Below are 22,168 nucleotides of genomic sequence, written 5' to 3'. Positions count from 1 at the left end.
GGGTAAGTAATTGGCACCTATAGAATTATACATTAACTCTATCTAGTATTGAAGCAAAGTTACCAGCCGTCAACTCAGCGGAACAGGTAGGTTTTGTAGAATCACTGGTAAAAAATGCAGATTGCTAAAGTTAGGTCCGTATTATTACCAGTATGCACCCGCTCAGGCAGCCAGTGCATAAAGCTGTTCGCGGTAAGCACGGGGCGTTACGCCCAGTACGCTCTTGAAAAACTTCGTAAAATTTGATGGATCGTCAAAGTGAAGCCGGTAGCCAATTTCAGCAACCGTAAGGTCGGTGTTTCGAATCAGGTTCTGGGCTTCAAAAGCCGTTCGTTCCCGTATGTGCTGTAAGGCCGTTTTGCCCGTGTATTTTTTTAGGATATCACTCAAATAATGCGGATGAATATGCAGACGATCAGCTGCTTCATGAACAGTTAATAGAACGGGGTTAACCTGATTGGGGTCGGGCAGATAGTACATTTGCAACAGGCTTTGAAAACGCTCTACCAGCGAGACAGGCTGCGAATAATCAATAGCCGAGAGCGTCTGGCGATAAATCTGCCGACTCTTGATCATAAATGCCTGCAATAAGTGAAACGTTAAATCAAGCCGATCTGCTTTTGACCGCGTCTGATTACTAAACTCTCGATCTAACAGCTCAAATTGACTGTACAATTCAGCCACTTCGTCGGGAGCGATATGAATGAGAGGCTGAGCGCCTTTTCTGTAGAACGGATATTCCTGCATCGGATCCGAAAGCACCGAACGTTTCGTTACAAACTCCGACGTAAACATCATTACGTAACCACGCCACTGATCCTGCTTATGAATGGCCCGGACAGTCCAAGGACGTAGTGCATATAACGTTCCGGGCTTCACACAATAGGGTACACCGTCCAGATGAATGGTGCCGCTTCCTTCCGTTACCAAAGCGGCCACGTACGTACTGCTCCGAAAAGGCGGAATGATTTCGCCCGGTCCACCAAACTGTTCGAATGGAAATATGCCAAAACAACGGTTTGTCGAGTCGATGGATTTAACCACCTTCAAAAAATCGGGCAGATTATCGTAGTAAGGAATCGGTTGAGTTTCCACAGCAACTAAACGTAAAAGACCATTCCAAAAGGTAGTGAGCTGGCTGGTAGGTCTCCCTACCCAAGTAATACTACTCAATAATAAACATAACGTTGAGTATTATTGAACAAAAACAAGAAGTTGACAACCCCATGTTTTCATTTCTAACTTATAGTCAGGCAATTTAGTTGCATTTTTTGGGTAAAAGCAACTATTAAAATTGTCTTTTTTGAAGAATAAATTTATCCGATTACTCGCTTTTTTCTATAGTGCTAAAGAGCTTAAAGAGTTATTTCATATCGCTGCTCGCGAAGGGTTTGCCCCCACCGCTGAACAGGAGCATGCTCTTCAGTTAGCGAAAATCCGACACGTTTATACAAATGGTGTGCGGTTGTCTGGTCTGCAGTTGTTAACAGGTACATGCTTTTGTACCCACACTCCCGACAAAAAGCCAGTGTCAGGTCCACCAGTCGTTTGCCGAGTCCCTGTCCCCGGAAGGCTTTATCCAGTATAAACCAGCGCAACTGCCCTACGTTTCCGGACCGGCCCACAACCGCAATTGAGCCAATAAATCGCCCATCAGCTTCGGCAATCCATACCCGATCTTTCTTAGGCGAATACGTGTTAGCAAATTCGCCCAGCGTCTGTGCTACGTATCCTTCAAACGTTAGATCATACCCAAACTCAGGACCGTACCATAGGCCATGGTACTGGGTAATCAGGCCCAGATCGCCAGACTGCAACTCATGACGAATGTTGATCGACGCCCTTGGGCTAGGTGTGCTGAGCAACGACTTTATCGTTTGCATACTGTTTACCAACTGCGAAAGTTGGCCGCTGCTTAAATGGCTGGTCAACGTACTTAGCTCCTGCTCAGACTCCTGACTGAGCGTCTGAAATAATGCCTGGCCGGGGTCGGTCAACACTAGATAGCTGGCCCTGCCGTCTGTATCCGAACGATGGCGAGTAATAAGGCCCTCCCGTTCAAATCGTTTGATAATTCGGCTCAGATATCCGGCATCGATGGTTAACTGCTCAATCAGGTGCGTTTGCGTACAGTGGGGCTGTTGCCTGATTTCAAACAAAACCCGTGCTTCGGCCAGTGAAAGGCTGCTATTCAGAACATGGCGGTCAACGACACCTATTACGTTGGTATAAAAGCGGTTAAAGGCGCGTACATCAGCAATCGCACTCATACGTGTTACGGTTTGGGAGAGCAAGATTATTGAATATACTTGACAAAGTCAACTATTTACACAACCTGCTTTCTTATCGTGTGTGGGATACAAATGCAAGGCGGATGAGAATTCATTGTAATTTTGTTGCTACAACAAAATCGATTCGAGTTATGCCAAAGGCACAAATGAACACCGATAAGGGCACCATGCTAATCGAGTTTTTCGAGAAAGACGCTCCTAAAGCGGTTAATAACTTTATTTCGCTCGCCAAGAAAGGATTCTATGACGGCATTACGTTCCATCGCGTTATTCCTAACTTCATGATTCAGGGTGGCGACCCAACGGGTACGGGCGCTGGTGGACCGGGCTATACGATTGATTGTGAGCTAACAGGCGATAATCAATACCACGACCGGGGGGTTTTGTCGATGGCGCACCGGGGACGTAACACGGGAGGTTCGCAATTTTTCATCTGCCACAATCGCCAGAATACACAGCACCTCGACCGTAACCATACGGTTTTCGGTAAAGTGGTTGAAGGACTGGATGTCATTGATCAGATTCGTCAGGGCGACAAAATCAATAGCATTACCGTATTAGAAGACGAATAAGCCGTTCGTAAACGTAGCGCGGTTTAATTTGTCCGCGCTACGTTTAGGTATAAACGGGTGTTTTGCGGGAAAGCAACCCGACAATAGCCAGGACAACGGCCACAACGGCTCCTGCCCCGGCAATCAGCTGAATCTGGCTATAACCCGATTGCTCAACAGCAATGGCCGCGTAAGCCCAGGTGAATACTAGAATATAGGCAACACTTCGGAATCGGTTAAAGACGATTGCGCCCACCAACAGGCCAACAATCAGTATGGCTATAGCCCATGTTTGTTCGCCTAAGCCCATCAGGCTAAAATCGGTTGCTTTCAGATAAACGGCTACGTTCAGAATGGTAGCAACCGTGAGCCAGCCAAAATAGATTGAAAAAGGGATACGGGCCAACCAGGTTTCCATAGGCGTCGCTGCTACTTCAGGCAACGTAGCGTCCGGATCGATTTCGATTATTGGAATGTGCGTTCGCTCGAGCAGGTGCTGCTCAATAACGACCAACGAGAAGAGCATCACCAGAATGACAATCAGTGCCAGACCAATGTGCTCGGTATTGAACAGAGGGCTCCAGATAGCATTGCAGAATGCATTAAGAACTACCCACCACCCGATAGCCCGAAAACGCGAATTGGTTCGCTGGGAAGGCAAAGCCTGGTAAATGGCGAAGGCCAGCAATCCTAAAAAAATCAATCCCCAGATCGAGAAGGCGTACCCTGCCGGAGTGATCAGCGTTTGATACTGGTGCGAAATGTCGCTGTTTGTCCTGCCACCAAATGCGCCTGCATTGGATAGGTAATTCATCACAATCAGCGTGACAACACTGAACACAACAAGGACTTGCCGAATTCTATCGTTTTGCATAAAAAACAAACCCGTTGATTGATATACCTATCAACCAACGGGTTTGTCTGTTTGTTTCAACGGCGATTACAGCTCCGTAATCTTGAATTCTGTGCGACGGTTACGCTGGTGTTCTTCCTCGGTTTTGGCGTTTTTAATGATCAACTGCGTTTCACCGTAGCCTTTATACGTAAGTCGATCTGACTCGATTCCTTTCGAAACGATGTACTCTACCGCCGATTTAGCCCGATTCTGCGACAGTTTCTGGTTATAGGCATCACTAGCCCGTGCATCCGTATGTGAACCCAGCTCAATTTTCAGGGTCGGATTATCTTTCAGAATCGTCACGAGTTTATCCAGTTCTTCCGCAGCATCTGGCCGGATGTTATACTTATCAAGGTCGTAGTAAATGTTCTCCAGCACAAACGTCTTGTTGAGCGTCGCTTTGTCGAGCAGAATGGCTACGTTGAAAGTTGTATCCGTTTGTGGCTTCGTCAGGAAAATCTGGGGGATACTTTTGCCCTGCATGGTAAACTGCTCCCGGCGGGTCAGGTACCCTCTCCGCTCAGCCAGAATCGTATAATCTTTCCCTTCCTGCAATGGATACTTTCCGAACGTACCCGGTTGCCCGGTTGTCACTTCAGCGATTGGCTGACCAGTGGCATCATCCAGAATGCGAACTTTGGCCGAATCAAGCGGAGCGATAGGTGTTTCATTAGCAGAAACCGTTCCGGCCAGAAAGTAACGTACCGTTTTAGGAGCATTAGGCGGATTCTGAGCAATCGTCGTTGTATCGCGGGCGGGACCTTCCTGAAAGAAATAAATATCGTCGTCACCTTTGCCGCCCGACCGATTCGATGCCAGAAAACCTTTAGCAGGATCGACATAAACCAGACCAAAATCGTCGGCGGGCGAGTTGATCGGCTGCCCCATATTCTCGACACGGGTTACCCCGCCAGAGCGTGTAGCCACAAATACGTCGAGTTTGCCTAAGCCCGGATGCCCGTCCGAAGCGAAATACAGCTTGGCATCCGGCCCTACGTACGGAAACATTTCATCGCCGGGCGTATTGATATCGCGACCCATGTTGACCGGGCGGCTGAATCGGCCGGACGCGTCGATGCTCGTCCGGTACAGGTCAATGCCACCCGCTCCGCCAGCGCGGTTCGAGGCAAAGTAGAGCGTTTTTCCGTCACCCGAAAAAGCCGGAGAACCATCCCAAGCCGTAGAATCGCTGATAGGCAACCGTAGTGGCTGACTCCAGGCACCCCCATCGCCTAACCGGCTTATATACAAGTCAACATCAAGGCCACCCTTTTTCTTCCCATTATTTCCCCGCGCAAAAATCATCGTTTTGCCATCTTTCGAGAACGCAGGCGTTCCTTCGTTGACATCGCCCTGAAAGACATTGTTGCTAAACTGTTCGGGGGTTCCTGTTGGCGCTGCATTGCCGGTTTCGTCGGGGTTCTTCGGCAATTTTGTTTTGTATAAGCCCAACATCGGCAGGCCATTGTTCTTGTAAACCTGTTCTTTCCGCGATGCCGTAAACACGAGGTCTTCTCCCCGCAGTACCGGCGCAAATTCAGCACCGGGCGAGTTAAGATTACCCAGATTTTTCAGCGTAATCATCGACTTGGTTTTTGCAATGATGTCAATCGCTTTGAGTGTTTCGACTTCCCGTTTTGCTTTATCGAGCGTAGCTTTGGCCGTCGTTTTGGGCGCATTGGCTACGTACTGCTGCAACTGTTCGAGCGCTCCGGCATAATTGCCCTGCGACTTCAGTGCATAGGCATAATTAAAGCGCGCATCCGGCTCGGTTGTGTTGGCCTCAATGGCCTTTTGATAAAAGGGAACTGCTTCGCCAAATCGGTTGGACAGGCGGTAAGCTTCAGCCTCATAATAATTCAGCCGAGCCTGATCAATGGTTCTCTTGGAAGCTTTTTGAAACTGGGTGAGGGCTAAATTATACTCTCCGGCATCGAAGTGGCGAACTCCTTTTTTATATGCCTGCATAGCCGAATTACAGCCCGCTAGTGAGAGAGCCATAACCACGACTACCAGCAGCACAGACGACGTATTGGTTTTCATAGAATTGTGAGCAGAAAGCATTTCCACGCCCAAGATAACAGAATTTCAGGCGGGTCTATTTTTTAACGAACACAATTCCGTTTTATTGAGGCTTTTTCAACGTAAAACAGACGGTCGGCTGTTGCCGTGAAAATCCGAGATTGAACAGGGGCTTCTTCTGAAGGCTATCCATCACAAATTTCCACAGCAACGGCCGACCGTCCGTGTTTCAGTACCTAAATTCTAGGCCTGCTGTTCTACAGTCAACTCTTCAGCAACCTCTGTGGCATAAGCCTCCGTGGGTACGCAGGCACAAACCAGATTCCGGTCGCCATATGCCGAATCGATCCGGCTGACACTTGGCCAAAACTTGCGTGAACGTACCTGAGGCAACGGATAAACCGCTTTCTCACGGCTGTAAGGTCTGGTCCAGTCGTTACTCAACGCAACCGTCGCCGTGTGAGGGGCATGCTTTAGTACGTTGCTGACACGATCGGCTTCTCCTGTTTCAATTTCCCGAATTTCGTTACGGATAGCTATCAAGGCTTCGCAGAAACGATCAAGTTCCGCTTTCGATTCCGATTCGGTTGGTTCGATCATCAACGTACCGGCCACCGGGAACGAAACCGTTGGTGCGTGGAAGCCATAATCCATCAGTCGCTTGGCAATGTCCTCAACTTCCACACCCGCTGCCGCTTTGAACGGGCGGCAATCGATAATCATTTCGTGCGCACAACGCCCGTTGGTGCCGGTGTACAACGTATCGTAATGACCTTGCAGGCGGGATTTGATGTAATTGGCATTCAGGATGGCTCGTTTTGTGGCATTGGTCAACCCTTCACCACCCATCATGGCAATATACGCATAGGAAATAGTCAGGATGCTGGCTGAGCCGTAAGGCGCTGCCGATACGGCATGGATGGCCTGACTACCACCGATACTCACTACGGCGTGACCTGGTAAAAACGGCACTAACTGCGGTGCTACACCAATGGGGCCCATACCCGGTCCACCACCACCGTGAGGAATACAGAATGTTTTGTGCAGATTCAGATGGCAAACGTCTGCGCCGATGGTTGCCGGTGAGGTCAGGCCAACCTGCGCGTTCATATTAGCTCCATCCATATACACCTGTCCGCCATGCTGGTGGATGATAGCACAGATTTCTTTGATGCTCTCTTCAAACACCCCGTGTGTGGACGGATACGTCACCATCAGGCACGACAGGTCACTGCTGTATTGTTCGGCTTTAGCTTTGAGGTCCACCACATCAATGTTTCCCCGATCATCGCATTTCACAATAACGACTTTCATACCAGCCATAACGGCGCTGGCAGGGTTTGTTCCGTGGGCCGATTGTGGAATCAGTGCAATCGTACGGTGTTCGTCGCCCCGGCTTTCATGATACGCCCGAATGACCATCAGCCCTGCGTATTCACCCTGAGCGCCCGAGTTGGGCTGCAGCGACATAGCGGCAAAGCCTGTAATTTCGCAAAGCCACGCATTCAGATCCGTAAACAACTGCTGGTAGCCAACTGTCTGGTCTTTTGGGGCAAAGGGATGAATTTTTCCAAACTCCGGCCACGTAACGGGAATCATTTCAGCCGTGGCGTTCAGTTTCATCGTACAGCTTCCCAACGAAATCATGGAGTGAACCAGCGAAAGGTCTTTCTCTTCCAGTGATTTCAGGTACCGCAGCATCTCATGCTCCGTATGGTGCGTATTGAAGACCGGATGCGTCAAATAATCCGACGTACGAACCAGCTGTTCAGGCCAGCTCAGTTCCAGACTTTCCAGAATAGCATCCATATCCGCTTTTACGCCGAATACAGTCAGTAATTCCGTTAAGTCATGAAAGGACTTGGCTTCGTCAAAGGACACACTGACATGCTCACCGTCTGGCAGATAATTCAGGTTAATCTGGGCAGCCCGTGCCGATTTACGTAATGACTCGACGTCGTCAACCCGGACGGTAACCGTATCGAAATAGTTCTGTGTACTAACTTCGTGTGCGCTCCACCGTAAGGCTGTAGCAAAGGCTTTCGTTAAGGCATGCACCTGTTCGCCAATGGCACGCAGGCGCTTCGGTCCGTGGTAAACGGCATAGCTACCAGCCATCACGGCCAGCAGCACCTGCGCCGTACAGATATTGGACGTAGCTTTTTCACGACGGATGTGTTGTTCACGCGTTTGCAGCGCCATCCTCAGGGCAGGCTTCCCTTCAGCATCCTGCGAGACGCCAATGATACGTCCCGGAATTTGCCGTTTGAAGGCATCACGCGTGGCAAAAAAGGCAGCATGTGGACCACCAAAACCCATCGGTACGCCAAAGCGCTGCGATGAACCAACCACCACATCGGCCCCCATTTCGCCGGGAGATGTCAACATGGTCAGCGCCAGCAGATCAGCCGCAACGGCAACGGTAATGTTTCGCTCATGCGCTGTAGCAATCAGGTCGGTATAATCGAACAGTTCTCCGTCAGATGCCGGATACTGAAGCAGCATACCGAAAATGGCGTCATTGGTGAGGTCTACCGTGCGGTGGTCACCAACCAGAACCGTAATATCCAACGGTGTAGCTCGTGTCAGTACTACGTCGATGGTTTGCGGATGGCATCGCTCCGACACGAAAAACGTAGCGGCATTTTTCTTTGCCGACGGACGCGTTGCGTAAAGCATGTGCACGGCTTCGGCAGCTGCGGTCCCTTCGTCGAGCAGGGAGGCATTCGCCAGATCCATTCCGGTCAGGTCCGACACAACTGTCTGAAAGTTCAGCAGAGCTTCCAGCCGTCCCTGAGCAATTTCGGCCTGATAAGGTGTATAAGCAGTGTACCAGGCCGGGTTTTCAAGAATATTCCGAAGAATTACGTTCGGCGTAATGGTATCGTAGTAACCGGTACCAATATACGATTTGAAAACTTTATTTTGACCGGCTATTTTTTTAAAATCAGTCAGAAACTGCGTCTCTGATTTGGGTTCTGGCAGATTTAACGGCTTTGCCAGGCGAATAGCATCGGGAACAGTTTGGTTGATGAGTTCATCGATCGATTCTACACCTACAGTTTTGAGCATTTCGGCCTGAGCCGTTTCGGTCTGACCGTGGTGCCGATCTTCAAATATGTCTGTTTGTTGAAGATTTAACCTCATTGAACGATAGCATCTTTTAGTATAATGCAAATTTACACAACACCGTCGTAAAAGCCCTATGGCAAGGCTAATTGTATCCATAAGCCGGTGCCACTTCCTTGCCTGATCGGCGATAATGAGCTATACTTACCACATCAAATTTCGATTATTCTGTTCGATGGCAACTTTTACAGCCGAACTTATCCACATTTCTCAACGTCTTTTCCTCCCAAAAAACGACAATACGTATCAGGCCCGGTCATTCATGCACTCGTCGCCCAGTCCATCAACTTCGTCAGCGGCTGCCTCATCGCAGGCGTCGGGATCGCGTGGCCTGCAATACATTCTGATTGGTTTGCTGGCCATACCGGTTGTTATTTACTACGTAACGATTTACAAAAACGCTTATAATTTCCCGTTTGAGGATGATTTCAACAGTGCTCTTTCATTTATCTCAGACTATTCTTTTAGTGGATTGAGCGCATGGGGCAAACTAAAGCTGATTTTTTCGCAGTATAACGAGCATCGGATCGTTTTTGACCGGCTGATTTTTCTGACCGACTACGCTTGGGTGGGTCAATTGAATTTCAGGCATCTGATTCTTATCGGGAATCTGGCACCACTACTGATCGGCTATCTTTTTATGCGGGTAGTGTTCCGATCGATACCGATGCCCCAAAAGCTGATTTACTTATTGCCCGTTGCTTTTACGTTGTTTTCCTTCCAATACTGGGATTTATCGACCTGGAGCATGGCTGCGTTACAGAATCTGTACGTCATTCCTTTTGCCATGTTTGGCCTGTATAGTCTATGTCAGCCTGGCCAGAAGGCGTTTGTGCTGGCCTGTGGAGCGGCTGTACTGGCTACATACACTAGTGGCAATGGGCTCTTTACGTTTATTGCCGGTGCCCTGCTGCTACTTTTCATGGCATCTTATAAGCGGCTGGTCTTATGGGTAGGGCTTAGCGCCGTCACCATCGGACTGTATTTCCTGAACTACATCAGGCCCCCCTACCACCCCGACATTGCTGACTCCCTATTTAACCATACCGGTCGGGCAATCAGCTATTTTTTCTCATTGATCGGCGCCATGGTAGGGCCCGGAAGACCAACCGTTGCCATCCTGTTTGGCATTGTGTCGCTGCTCATAACGTTGGGGCTACTGGGCTATTTGTGGTACACAAAACGGTTGAACGCTCACCTGCCACTGGTTGGGTGGATTGCATTTCTTTACCTTACCTGCCTGTCACTGATGGCATCCCGGTCGGGGATGGGCGTGGTACAGGCGTTTTCGCCACGTTACGGTATTGTGGTGGTCATGCTGTTTGCTACGCAGGCAGTGCTGGCAGTTGAAAGCATTACGCACCACTACGGTCGGATGGGCGTACTGATCAGTTATTTGGGTGTTAGTCTGTTCTTTTATTTTTCCGCAACCAATCAGGGAAATCGACATCGCATTGCCGACCGGGCCCAGCAATTACGCTATAGCAGCGCTCTTTACAACGACAATCCAGCCAACCTATCCCTCCATTGGGGCAATCTGGATGTAGCCCGCCCCGTTTTTGAAGATGCATACAGAAAAGGGATTTACCAGGTTCCGAATCTGACGTTCAGCGCATTGAAAAGTCAGCCTCAGCCGTTCGACTCCGCGTTGCTGGTGGCTACTCATAACGTAACGTACGAACTGAAACCGTACATTTCCGGCAATTTTGTGGTGATGTATCGGGATTGGGCACTACTGAACAAAGAGCAACCCCGTGATTTGTCGGTTCAGATTGTGGCAAATTCTCCCTCGAACTGTTACGCATTCGATACGTATGCGTTTACGTTAGACGATGCTGACGATCATGCGTTGGGCAGGCAGTATACGCATCCTGGTTTTACCTGCGTTCTGGATAAAAGAGATTTAAAACCCGGCCATTACGTACTATGGCTCTGCCTGACTACGGGAACGACCAAAGCCTATCAACCGCTTGACGTAGTGCTCGATGTATAACCTGCCCCTGATTTTATGAAAGTTGTGATTCTCGCGGGCGGATTAGGCACCCGCCTGAGTGAAGAAACGGTTGTTAAGCCCAAGCCTATGGTAGAAATCGGTGGTATGCCCATTCTCTGGCATATCATGAAGATTTATTCGACTTATGGCTTCAATGAGTTCATTATCTGCCTAGGGTATAAAGGCTACATTGTCAAAGAATATTTCGCCAACTACTTCCTGCATCAATCCGACGTAACGATTGACCTCAGTACCAATCAGATACAAACGCATAACTCTTATGCCGAACCCTGGAAAATAACACTGGTGGATACGGGCAAAGAAACCATGACCGGAGGCAGAATCAAGCGAATCAGGCACCACGTGGGCGATGAACCTTTTATGCTGACCTACGGCGATGGCGTTGGTAATGTGAATATTCGGGAGCTTATTGCTTTTCATCGGACCAATCAAAAAGCCTGCACCATGACGGCGGTACAGCCACAGGGCCGCTTTGGTTCGCTTGATGTCGATGCGTCGAATAACCACATCCGCTCGTTTCTTGAAAAACCCAAAGGCGATGGCGCCTGGATCAACGCGGGTTTCTTTGTGTGCGAACCGGTTGTGTTTGCGTACATCGACAATGACGCAACCAGTTGGGAACGAACCCCGCTCGAACGGTTAGCAACGGACAATCAACTGATGGCATACAAACACGAAGGCTACTGGAAACCGATGGATACTCTACGGGATAAAGTCGAGCTGGAAATGGCCTGGGAGACAGGTACAGCTGAGTGGAAAATCTGGTAAAGCGCTATGATGACAACTCTTTTTGGTGGTCGCTATCTCAACAAAACCGTGCTGATCACCGGGCACATGGGCTTTAAAGGTTCCTGGCTGGCTTTCTGGCTACATCAGTTAGGAGCTAAGGTGGTTGGGTACTCGCTGCCAACGCCCAGCCAACCGGCTCACTGGCCGCTACTGAACCTACCCATTGACTCCCACGAAGCCGATATCAACAACATACGTTGTCTACAGAAGGTAATAAGTCAGACCCGTCCGGAGATCGTTTTTCATCTGGCAGCACAGCCTTTGGTACGTCAGTCGTACCAGAACCCGCTTGAAACGCTGCAAACGAATATTATCGGTACGGCAAACGTATTGGAGTGTGTGCGGCAAACCCCTTCTGTACGGGCAGTAGTGATTGTAACAAGTGATAAATCTTATCAGAATCCTGAAGATGGACATCCGCTACGTGAATCCGATCCGATGGGTGGTTACGACCCGTATAGTGTTTCAAAAGGTTGCGCGGAACTGATAACTGCCAGCTACAGAAGTGCTTATTTCAACCCGAATCAGTACGGTAGTCAGCATCAGACGCTGGTTGCCAGTGGGCGGGCGGGTAACGTAATTGGTGGGGGCGACTGGGCCGCTGACCGACTCCTCCCCGATTTGATGCGTGCCGCTAACCAGAATCAAACCGTTGTTATCCGTAACCCAACAGCCATCCGACCTTGGCAGCATGTGCTTGAACCTTTATCGGGGTACCTGCTCCTTGGGCAGCAGTTGCTGGAAGGCAATGGAAAGGCCGCTGAAGGCTGGAATTTCGGTCCTGCTACAGACGATGTGCTTTCCGTACGGGCGGTGATAGAACAGGCGCAGACTCAATGGGATAAGATCAGTGTCGATGAACAGCCCGCCAGTGCCAATCTTCATGAGGCTCACTTGCTACGTCTGGATTGTACAAAAGCGAATCAGCAGTTGAACTGGCGGCCCGTCTGGTCCACAAAGCAGGCGATTGAACGTACCGTAGGCTGGTATCAAACGTACTACCAGGCGGGAAGGCTGCTTACGGAAACGGATTTATACGACTACATTTGTGATGCCCAACTTCAAAACAGCGTATGGACACAGGCAAACTGAACGATTTACCCGATCCAACAAACGAAACAGCCGGGGCCATTGCGGGAAATCTCTTCAAGAATATTGATGATCCCGACGTCATTGCTTACCTAAGTGACAAAATTCGGCGCAACATCAATAAGTCCATCGAGCCCGGCCGGGATTACATTCCGGTAACAGGTAAGATATTGGACGTCAACGACATACTTTACGGAGTCGATGCTACGCTGGATGCCTGGTTAACCACTGGTCGGTTCGGTGCAAAGTTTGAACGGCAGTTTGCCAAGTGGTTTGGCAGCAAAGCGTCGCTGCTCGTAAACTCCGGTTCTTCGGCAAACCTAGTAGCCTTTTATAGCCTCACATCTCCTAAACTTGAAGAACGGGCCATCAAGCCCGGCGATGAAGTAATTTCGGTAGCGGCTGGTTTTCCAACAACCATCAATCCAATTATTCAGGCAGGTGCGGTACCGGTTTTTCTGGATATCGAAATCCCTTCGTATAACATTGATACCCAGCTGCTGGAGGAAGCCATTACCCCAAAAACCAAAGCGATTATGCTGGCACACACGCTGGGCAATCCGTTTAATGTGGAAGCGGTGATGCAGGTAGCCAAAAAGCATAAGCTATGGGTGATTGAGGATGACTGCGATTCGCTGGGGGCAACGTACAACGGGAAGAAAACGGGTACGTTCGGCGATCTGGCAACGGTATCGTTTTACCCGGCTCACCATATTACGATGGGTGAAGGCGGTTCGGTCCTGGTCAATAACCTGAAACTACTAATGATTGCCCGGAGCTTTCGCGATTGGGGTCGCGACTGCTATTGCGAAACAGGTCAGGATAATACCTGCGGCAAACGGTTTGGCTGGGAGCTCGGTACGTTGCCCTATGGGTACGACCACAAATACACGTACTCCCACATCGGTTTCAACCTAAAAGTGACCGATACACAGGCCGCCATTGGACTGAACCAGTTGGGCAAAGCGGATCAGTTTGTGGCTCGCCGACGGGAGAACCATGCGTTGCTGGGGCATATGTTGCAACCGTTTAGTGAGCACTTTATCCTGCACGAAGCCACACCTAACAGCCATCCGAGCTGGTTTGGCTATATGATCACGATTCGCGACACGAGCCCAATTGACCGGAACAAATTGATTCAGTATCTGGAGAGCAACAAAATCGGTACACGCCTGCTGTTTGGCGGCAATATTCTCCGTCAGCCTGCCTATGCATCCATTGCGCACCGGGTAGTTGGGGAATTAACGAATACGGATATTGTTATGAATCGCTCGTTCTGGCTGGGCGTATGGCCGGGGCTTACTGAAACCCATTACGCCTACATCGTGACGAAACTGCGTGACTACATTCGGGTAAATCACTAAAGCAGAAGCACTTAACGTTGTCGGCAAAGAACAATTCCTGATCGTTATGCATTGTTTAGTTACGGGCGCAACCGGATTTGTGGGTCGTCATCTGGTAGCCGAATTGCTGAATGGCGGTCATCGGGTGACGGTAACCGCACCGAGCACCGGTCGGGCAGCTGGCTTTAGCTGGTTTAGCAACGTAACGTTTGTTGAGTACACAATCAGTGAGCCACGTATCAATCAGGATTTATACCGCTTTTTTGGCGAACCCGATACGCTTATCCATCTGGCCTGGCCCGATGTCAGCCGCCCGCTTAGCGCTGTACACACCCGGCAACACCTGTTTGCGCAGTACGCCTTTCTGGAAAACCTTATTCAGAATGGCCTGACTGACCTGACTATTGCAGGCTCCTGTTTTGAGTATGGTCTGGCAAGTGGGCTTCTGGATGAACGTATAGTACCCGATCCAACCACGCCGTACGGAATTGCCAAAGACAGCCTGCGGAAATTTCTGGAAGTGCTGCTAGCGGATTTTTCGTTTACGCTACGTTGGATTCGTCTGTTTTATATGTACGGCGAAGGCCAGCACCCCAATTCGCTGTTTTCTCAACTGGAAACCGCCATCCAGCGTAATGAGCCGTCGTTTAATATGTCGGGAGGAGAGCAACTTCGCGACTATTTGCCCGTTCAGGAAGCAGCCCGGATTTTTTGCCAGTTAGCCAGTCAGAGTCAGGTTACGGGTATTATCAACTGCTGCAGCGGACAACCCATTTCGGTACGGCAGTTAGTTGACGAGCATTTACAGAGATTTCAGTCGGCAATGGTCTTAAATGTAGGGCATTATCCGTATCGAAGCTTTGAGCCAATGGCTTCCTGGGGTGCTGTCGATAAAATGCATCGCGCCTTAGCCAGTTTACACGGTTAGTCATTCTGCCCATGCAAAAACCTTTGTTGTCGGTTGTTATTCCTACCCTTAACCGCGTTGAGCTTCTTCAACTTAGCGTTCAGGCTTTGTTGGAGCAGATTGTGCCGCACGCCGATAAAATCGAGTTTTTGCTGTTGAACAATGCGTCGGAGGATGGAACGGCAGATTGGCTGGAGAATACCTTTATGAATCATCCGGTGGTTCGGTACATAAATTTCACGGAGCGGGTAGAAATTGCCGATAGCATATCCCGATGCGCAACTTACTCAATCGGCGAGTATTTATGGGTTTTTGGCGACGATGATCTGGCCATGCCGTTCGCCATCGAGACCATCATCCGGCAGTTGGAAACGCATCCGACCTATGGTATTTTCTATTTCAACTGCCTGCGGGGGGAACGACACCTAAAAGAATACATCAATCTGTTTGAATACCGTATTGATCTTCAGCCTGCTACGTTTTCGCTTGATTCCTTTATTTCCGAGTTCAACCCGATTCATCTGGGTTTCATCACGGCACTGGTGTTCAGACGCGACAATTGGCAAAACGGAAAAGAATTTTATAAAGAGACGTATTACGGCTATAATTTTTTAGGACCAATTCTGGGTGGAAACCAGGGGCAGCCGTGTCTGTATTATAGTTTTCCCATCGTGATCTGTCGACTTGGGCCACAGCGTTACCTGCGTAAATGGCCGCTCTATACGCTGGTCGGTATTCCCAACATTTTAAAAGACGTAGCCAACGCAAAGCTGACGACTCAGCGGCCACTGGAAAAATGGTCGGACCGACAGACGCTGGTTGGTCTCATCAAAACAGCGGTTCTGGCGAAGGCTTATGATTACGGTACGTCTCATTTTTTCTGGACAGATGCGCTGACGTATCAACAGGGTTTTCGCAGAACATGCATGCAATGGATACGCTATGGGTTACCCGCCTGGCTGGCGCGCTTCATTTTTGAGCAATTCGCCGACCGAAACACGCCGAAAGCGTAGCAGAAAGGTTCTTCATCATGCCGAACGAATATAGATGTCGCCGGCCGAGGTTGCTAAAAAAGCCTCTGCCCGTATATGATCGCTCATGGCCTCCACTGATAACCAATTCGGTAAGCTCCAGACCATATCCTCGCGAGCCGCATAGTTGCACACTAATTTATTGTCATAAATTCGCTGTAGTAACCGGAGACTATTTTCCAGTCGGTCGCTGAACTCAGGAACGCCATACTCAAAACTCAGCATGGGAACTGGCTGCGACAACCCACTAATCACTTCCTGCTCAAAGCCTTCGACATCTATTTTTATAAAATCAGGTAAACCATACTGAGCAATCAGCTGATCGAGCGTCGTTACTTCGACCCGGCGCGTCTCCGACCAGGTATAGCCTTCAAACCGTTTGGTTTCCGTTGTGGCTTCCATCCAGTCACTCGAAAACGTGGAGATGGTCGATGCGTCGGATACGTAGAAATCACGGCTTTCTTCCTGCGCGCCCAGTCCTTTGTTGATAATGACAATCGAATTGCTGAAGCGTTTTTTCAGGATATCACAACACTCTTTCTGTGGCTCAATAGCGACTACCCGCGCTCCCAGCGCCAGAAAAGGTTTTACCCGATTGCCAATATTCGCCCCCACATCGAAACACAGGCTTCCTTTCTGAATGAACTGGCTGTAAAACCGCTGTCGCGGACGAGCCATGGCCGTATCGTCAATAAAATTGCGCAGATCCCGTATCCGGTGCAGCACCGACTTAGGCAGGTATCTGTTGGCAAAAATCCGGAGTGTGTCGATCATACCCATAGCAAAGAAGAGTCAGGAACGTAGCAATATGCTTTATTAACGAATTAACGAACCGACCACTGTTTATCAACTTCCTCAATTACCCGCTCAACGGAAATATCTGTGATGGCAAACGGTGATTCGGGTTTAAACATGGGCGCAATAGCCATTAGGTCATGGCTGTGCTGCCGGATAAAATCCGGATAGACGTAATGAATCGAATGGTGAAAATCTGCCGGATACGGATGCCACCGAACAAGCGCTTTCCCCTGCGATACACTGACGACAGGGGTGCTCACGGAAGCAGCCAGATGAACCGCTCCGGATTCGTTAGTAATCAGCAACGTAGCTTTAGAAAGCACGTAAACAAGCTGCGGCAAGCTAAGCTGACCCGTCAGGTCCTGCACCTGGCTGGTATCGGTTAAGGCGGCTTTAAATTCAGCAACCAGAGGTCGATCATCCGCTACGCCGGTAACAACAAATTGATAACCCGGCTTATATTTCTGAATAAAGTTGGCGACTACCGCAAATCGAGCTGGTGGCCAGATTTTAAAATCCTGCCCGGCTCCTAATGAAAACACAACAAACCTGTTGGGCAGATCAACCGCCTGGGCGCGTTCAATAGCGAGTTTGGGAAACTGGATTGTGACAGGATTTTGCAGGAAGCCTTCCACGATACGTCGGTCGCGCTCCAGTTCGAAAACAAAGCCTGGGCCCGAATCAATCAACCGCGTATACAGTTGATCGCCCAGGGCAGCTTCCCAACGCTTGATATTGACGTAGTCGGTCTGGCAGCCGATCCGCTCCGAAGCGCCCGAAACACGAGCCATAAAGTCGTCAAGTACCAGTACCCGGCTATACGTTGGGCAGAAAACTACATCTGCACCAAGCTGTCGTACCTGTCGAACCACCCGAAAGCGATACAGCGGACGCGTTGACAGTTTATAAATATCGACCCACAAAAACGTATCAACCAACTCATTATCAAACGTCTCTGCAATTGTTTTCAACGCTTTATTGCCGACAAACACAATCCTGAAATTACGATACGTTGCTGATTGGCGGATAGCAGACAGGTAATTTCGAAACAGTAGGTAGTCGCCCAGTACATCGAATCGCATAATGACCAGCGTACGGACGGAAAGCGAAGATCGGGGCGACGTCCAGACGGCCAGCGTATCAACCGCCAGCAGGGTCAGATCGATCAGCGCCAGAACGGGAACCAGCAGGGGCGATGTCTTGAGCAGGCGAATAAACCGTTGGAGCATTATTTGATCTGGCGATAGACCGTTTTAATCAGTTCGTTATGAAGTTTGTGAAGCCAGCGAACAGACGTATTCGGCCAGTATTGGCAACATAGGCGATAATCTTCCGCAAACTGTGCCTCGTATTCGCTCCCTCCTTTCGACTCCGCATGAATGCGGAAGGCCGTCAGCGGTTGTTTTAAAACGGCTGGAGCCTGTACCCGATTCAGTCGAAGCCACCAGTCGTAGTCCATCGTATAATGCAGCGATTCATTCAGATATCCCAGCTTATCGTGCAACGACCGTCGCCAGAACGTAGCGGGCTGGCAAATGGCATTCGTAACGCCCATGTAAATCGAAGGCGATAACGCTCTCAGCAACCGCTTATATTGCCGAACGGGCTCCTGAATAGCGGCCCCCTTTTCATCGACAATCAGGCAATCGCCGGTAAGCCAGAGAACGGCAGGGTGTTGCTCAAAATACGTTCCCACCGTCATTAATGTATCGGGTAGAAAAAAGTCATCTGAATTCAGCCAGCAGACAATGTCGCCGGAAGCCCGCCGGAGTCCTTTGTTGATGGCATCGGTCTGACCATTGTCCCGTTCAGAAATCAGCGTCAGGTGATCACGATACGGCTCAAGCACAGCTAGCGTATCATCGGTTGAAAGCCCATCCACAACGATGTACTCAAGCTCCGGATACGTTTGCGAAAGTACCGACTCGACCGTCTGCCGGATGTATTTTCCCTGATTGTAAGAGGGTGTAATAACGCTAATGGAAGGCAGCATACGTTAATCGGAAACCGACGTTGATTCGGCCAGACGGTCATGATTTGGCTTGACTGCCGGCTGTCGGGTTTCAAGTTCCTGTTTGAGCAGCGCGATCTCCTGAGAGAGCGTTTTGATCTGATTCTGCATCCGCGAAACCACAACCGATATGTGCAACAGAAACACCAGAATGGCAAAAATAGCGGCCAGAAATGCCAGCGCAGGCGGGTAGAAAACGCCTAGGGCCAACGCTACCTGTTCCATGCCCCGGCGCCAGATCGAGAACACAATCAGGATGAGCGTACAAATGATCCAGATGATGGCATACTCTTCCCGCAACTTACCCCGTACGATAAGTCGGCCAATAAAAAACATGACCAGAAACGCTCCGAGAAGACTAATAATCTGGATGGTTATCGGTAGCGAAGCCATTAGCGTTTGCGTTTTTTGACCAACCGAAAATACGTAAATAAAATGCCTAATGACACTTTGAACATGTAGTAAAGTGCCTGCGTGGACGTAATGGACGAAACACCACCTTCACGCTCACGCATGCGAACAGGTACTTCTTTCATACGTAATCCCTGCAAGCCAAATTGTACTATCGACTCAGGTTCAGGATATTCATCCGGGTAATACGTATTGGCCAGTTCGATAGTACGCCGGTTAAACGCCCGAAATCCGGACGTACTGTCGTGAATCGTTTTACCGATCAGCAATTGATTTAGCCATCGAAAATAACGAATACCGAGCCGACGAGTAAACGACGACTGAAACCCCTCATGCTGAATAAACCGGGAACCAATGCATATATCGGCCTCCTGCTGAAGAATAGGCTGAAGAACCACCGGTAACTGATCGCCGGGATGCTGCCCATCGCCATCGACCTGAACCGCAATATCATAACCCCGCTGATAAGCGTATCGATATCCGCTATGCATGGCCCCGCCAATGCCAAGATTTACCGGTAAATTCAAACACAGGCAGGGCAAAGTTTGAATAATCTGGATTGACTTGTCAGTCGAGCAATCGTTGACGACCAGTATATCCAGCTGATACTTCTCGCGCTGCCGTATCGAGTCCAGATCACGTACCACCCCGGCAATGGCACTCTGTTCGTTAAAACAAGGCACAATCACCAGAATTCGGGGTTGGTCAACATTCATAGACTTACGGATTGGCCTGATAAATAGTCAGCGAGCCCAACGTAGCAACCGACGACATGCACCGCACCTCAACCGGCTGCGGCTGGTGGTCGAATAGCTGATACTTTACGTTCAGCTTCTTCATCCTGGGCGAACAGGGGTCCATGGCAATTACATAGGCGTCTTCAAACTGGTTGACCAGCACCACCGTATCGCGTCCGTTGATGTAGCTCTGGTTCGTTACGTGTGCATACCGGTTATAGGCCGAATCCCGCTTCATCTGCGGATCGAGCACGCTGAAAATATGCTGCCGGTCAGGAATGAATTTTACGCCTGTAATCTGTTTGGCGCCGGTAGCCGTTATCATATACGTAATGTATTGATTCCCATTGACAAGCCAGCGCGCTTCGGGGTCTTTCTCAACAATGGCCCGCACGGTTTTATACAATTGATTTTCGGTAATTGGGCTAAGCCCAACAGAGAGCGGATTTACTTTTAGATTAGGCAGCAGAAACAGCAGGATGCCCGCGCAGAAAATGGGAATCCGCTGCGGAATGTTCAGCGAAAAAACCAGCAGAATATTCATACCGATAAAAAATACCACCGGCAGGAACGTCTGATAACTTTTGATTAACCCATCCGAATCATTGATATTGATGTAAGCAGTATACACAACAAAAATCACGGTAGCCAGCACGCAGGCCGTTGTAATCCAGCCCGGTGTTTGAACCTTAACGTTTTTCAATGACCCCAGATACAAAAACAACAGGATAATTCCCCCGATACCCATTGGAATCTGCGTCCGTCGGGTGGGCGACATGCTCATCAGCGAAATCGTTGCCAGATCTTTCGGAAAACCAACTTCTATCCAGATCAGCATCAGCAGGACAAAAACAGCCGCCATCACGACCATCCAGTCGATCCGTTTGGTAACGTAGAACAGGGCAATACTGAAGGGGATGATGGTTGGCGCGAAGTTTAGGTAATGCGCCATTTCGCAGGTATTGAGCCAGTTCTTCGGAAATTTCGCATCTGAAAACAGCCAGCTGTAATATTCGGAATACCAGTTGGCAATGAAGCCTGTTCCACCAACTTCGCTACGTTTGCCCGGATATACTGTCCCTGTAACTGCCTTGACTGTCTCCTGAACGTCTTCCTTAAACAGATAAACGATGATGCCAGCCAGTGCCGTTGCTCCCACCAAACCGATCAACTTGAAGGGGACAGCCTGCAGCGGTAAAATCCGGGCGCGTTCGTTGAGGAAATACCCAACCAGCAGCAGAGCAAACAAATACGCCAGCGGCACCTGATAAGGCGGGTAAAGGCTTAGCGCGTAGCTAACCGCAATCCAGATCAGCAACCCGCTCGCCAGCAGGATGGTGGAGCGTTTTGTTGACTGCAACAGGTAAGCGACTGCTACGAACGCCCCACAACAATACCCTATCATCGAACTTGGAATGAATGACCAGGAAACCGTACCAGACGAGAGCAGCAGCGCAAGCGTACCTGTAATAGATAGCCAGAACTGATTTCGGGAGACAAGCAGGAAAAACAGAAACGAGCCAACCAGCAGGATAAGTGGTCCGCTCAGAAAGCCCCACGAGTACCCCCGTTCAAGATCAAAGATCAGATACCCCCATTCACTGAATTTGAAAAAAGCCACTGGATGTTTGGCAACCGTAATCAGCAGGGCCGATTTTAACCCACCAATAGCCTCATTCTCATCCGGATACCCATTATTGGCATTCGACATGACCCAGGGAGTAGCCACCGCATAATCATCCATCCGGATTTGCCGGGGTTTTCCCGCTATCAGGCCTCTCGTTTCGGGCGAACCGTCGGGCAAAAGGCGATTCCAGATCGGTACCGACACGTAATGCCATTTAAGCAGCACCATTAGTAAAAACAGCCCGGCAAAAATGCCCAGTGTCCATTTCACCCGTTTGTCGAACCGGATTAACGGACTGGATTGTTCTGTTTCTTCCCCATCCAGCGGTTTCGGAGACTCAGAGCGTTGCGACGACACAACAGGGGGTGTTTGCGGCCTAACTACCGGATTAGCCGCCGAAGCGGCAGACGTACTTTTCTTTTTCTTTGACATAAACCAGATTACAGCACGCTTAGGAATTGAACGTCAAGCGATACGTAGTCAAACTTGCGAATACCCTATCGGTCCGCGAAAATACGAT

The 22,168-nt window shown here is 49.6% G+C and carries 18 protein-coding genes; 7 read left to right on the top strand and 11 right to left on the bottom strand.

Translation table 11 applies throughout. The features are described 5' to 3' along the window. Positions 1 to 162 precede the first annotated feature (162 nt). Positions 163 to 1,095, bottom strand: coding sequence for an AraC family transcriptional regulator (locus tag LN737_RS04925; RefSeq protein ID WP_405516725.1), 933 nt, complete (start codon positions 1,093 to 1,095; stop codon positions 163 to 165). 260 nt (positions 1,096 to 1,355) lie between these two features. Then, complete coding sequence (locus LN737_RS04920; protein WP_405516723.1) at positions 1,356 to 2,270, bottom strand: helix-turn-helix domain-containing GNAT family N-acetyltransferase; 915 nt, start codon at positions 2,268 to 2,270, stop codon at positions 1,356 to 1,358. Between the two features lie 152 nt (positions 2,271 to 2,422). On the opposite strand from LN737_RS04920, the gene LN737_RS04915 reads away from it, so the two are divergent. After that, positions 2,423 to 2,863, top strand: coding sequence for a peptidylprolyl isomerase (locus tag LN737_RS04915; RefSeq protein WP_405516721.1), 441 nt, complete (start codon positions 2,423 to 2,425; stop codon positions 2,861 to 2,863). A gap of 43 nt (positions 2,864 to 2,906) precedes the next feature. Here the strand turns inward: LN737_RS04915 and LN737_RS04910 are convergent, their stop codons facing one another. From LN737_RS04910 to gcvP, 3 genes are all read right to left on the bottom strand, one after another. Further along, a complete protein-coding gene (locus LN737_RS04910; protein ID WP_405516719.1) occupies positions 2,907 to 3,716 on the bottom strand; it encodes a tryptophan-rich sensory protein in 810 nt (269 codons plus the stop codon). A 66-nt stretch (positions 3,717 to 3,782) separates the two neighbouring features. Then, complete coding sequence (locus LN737_RS04905) at positions 3,783 to 5,783, bottom strand: OmpA family protein (protein ID WP_405516718.1); 2,001 nt, start codon at positions 5,781 to 5,783, stop codon at positions 3,783 to 3,785. Between the two features lie 222 nt (positions 5,784 to 6,005). After that, positions 6,006 to 8,909, bottom strand: coding sequence for an aminomethyl-transferring glycine dehydrogenase (gcvP, locus tag LN737_RS04900; RefSeq protein WP_405516717.1), 2,904 nt, complete (start codon positions 8,907 to 8,909; stop codon positions 6,006 to 6,008). A 157-nt stretch (positions 8,910 to 9,066) separates the two neighbouring features. Between gcvP and LN737_RS04895 the strand changes: the two genes are divergently transcribed. The 6 genes from LN737_RS04895 to LN737_RS04870 are packed head-to-tail and all read left to right on the top strand — an operon-like array spanning position 9,067 to position 16,046. After that, entirely contained in the window at positions 9,067 to 10,884 is a 1,818-nt protein-coding gene (locus LN737_RS04895; RefSeq protein ID WP_405516715.1) for a hypothetical protein, read from the top strand. Between the two features lie 15 nt (positions 10,885 to 10,899). Continuing rightward, the gene (gene rfbF, locus LN737_RS04890) at positions 10,900 to 11,673 is read left to right on the top strand and encodes a glucose-1-phosphate cytidylyltransferase (protein ID WP_405516713.1); all 774 of its coding nucleotides are present in this window, start codon (positions 10,900 to 10,902) and stop codon (positions 11,671 to 11,673) included. Between the two features lie 6 nt (positions 11,674 to 11,679). After that, positions 11,680 to 12,786 carry a CDP-glucose 4,6-dehydratase gene (rfbG, locus tag LN737_RS04885; protein WP_405516711.1) on the top strand — a complete coding sequence of 369 codons (1,107 nt, stop codon included), beginning with the start codon at positions 11,680 to 11,682 and terminating at the stop codon, positions 12,784 to 12,786. Next, a complete protein-coding gene (gene rfbH, locus LN737_RS04880) occupies positions 12,768 to 14,147 on the top strand; it encodes a lipopolysaccharide biosynthesis protein RfbH (protein WP_405516709.1) in 1,380 nt (459 codons plus the stop codon). Before rfbG ends, rfbH begins: the two co-directional genes overlap by 19 nt. Positions 14,148 to 14,193: 46 nt before the next feature. After that, the gene (locus LN737_RS04875; RefSeq protein ID WP_405516708.1) at positions 14,194 to 15,054 is read left to right on the top strand and encodes an NAD(P)-dependent oxidoreductase; all 861 of its coding nucleotides are present in this window, start codon (positions 14,194 to 14,196) and stop codon (positions 15,052 to 15,054) included. Positions 15,055 to 15,065: 11 nt separating this feature from the next. After that, positions 15,066 to 16,046: a glycosyltransferase family A protein gene (locus LN737_RS04870; RefSeq protein WP_405516706.1), complete on the top strand. Its 981-nt coding sequence runs from the start codon at positions 15,066 to 15,068 to the stop codon at positions 16,044 to 16,046. Positions 16,047 to 16,061: 15 nt separating this feature from the next. Here the strand turns inward: LN737_RS04870 and LN737_RS04865 are convergent, their stop codons facing one another. Genes LN737_RS04865 through LN737_RS04840 form a run of 6 tightly spaced genes read right to left on the bottom strand, consistent with a single transcriptional unit; the run spans position 16,062 to position 22,080 of the window. Beyond that, positions 16,062 to 16,838, bottom strand: a complete 777-nt coding sequence (locus LN737_RS04865; RefSeq protein ID WP_405516704.1) for an FkbM family methyltransferase — start codon at positions 16,836 to 16,838, stop codon at positions 16,062 to 16,064. A 50-nt stretch (positions 16,839 to 16,888) separates the two neighbouring features. Further along, positions 16,889 to 18,091 carry a glycosyltransferase family 9 protein gene (locus tag LN737_RS04860; RefSeq protein ID WP_405516703.1) on the bottom strand — a complete coding sequence of 401 codons (1,203 nt, stop codon included), beginning with the start codon at positions 18,089 to 18,091 and terminating at the stop codon, positions 16,889 to 16,891. Further along, entirely contained in the window at positions 18,091 to 18,855 is a 765-nt protein-coding gene (locus tag LN737_RS04855) for a glycosyltransferase family 2 protein (RefSeq protein ID WP_405516702.1), read from the bottom strand. The genes LN737_RS04860 and LN737_RS04855 overlap by 1 nt, the downstream gene beginning before the upstream one ends. A 3-nt stretch (positions 18,856 to 18,858) precedes the next feature. Continuing rightward, positions 18,859 to 19,266 (bottom strand): DUF2304 domain-containing protein, encoded by a 408-nt coding sequence (locus LN737_RS04850; RefSeq protein ID WP_405516700.1) that lies wholly within the window; start codon positions 19,264 to 19,266, stop codon positions 18,859 to 18,861. Continuing rightward, positions 19,266 to 20,000 (bottom strand): glycosyltransferase family 2 protein, encoded by a 735-nt coding sequence (locus LN737_RS04845; protein ID WP_405516699.1) that lies wholly within the window; start codon positions 19,998 to 20,000, stop codon positions 19,266 to 19,268. Before LN737_RS04845 ends, LN737_RS04850 begins: the two co-directional genes overlap by 1 nt. A 4-nt stretch (positions 20,001 to 20,004) precedes the next feature. Next, a complete protein-coding gene (locus LN737_RS04840; RefSeq protein WP_405516698.1) occupies positions 20,005 to 22,080 on the bottom strand; it encodes a hypothetical protein in 2,076 nt (691 codons plus the stop codon). Between the last annotated feature and the right edge of the window lie 88 nt (positions 22,081 to 22,168).

Source organism: Spirosoma sp. KNUC1025 (assembly GCF_045160025.1).
In the GTDB taxonomy this organism is placed as follows: domain Bacteria; phylum Bacteroidota; class Bacteroidia; order Cytophagales; family Spirosomataceae; genus Spirosoma.
Note: the sequence above shows the minus strand (reverse complement) of the source record. Positions and strands in the feature narration are given on the sequence as shown.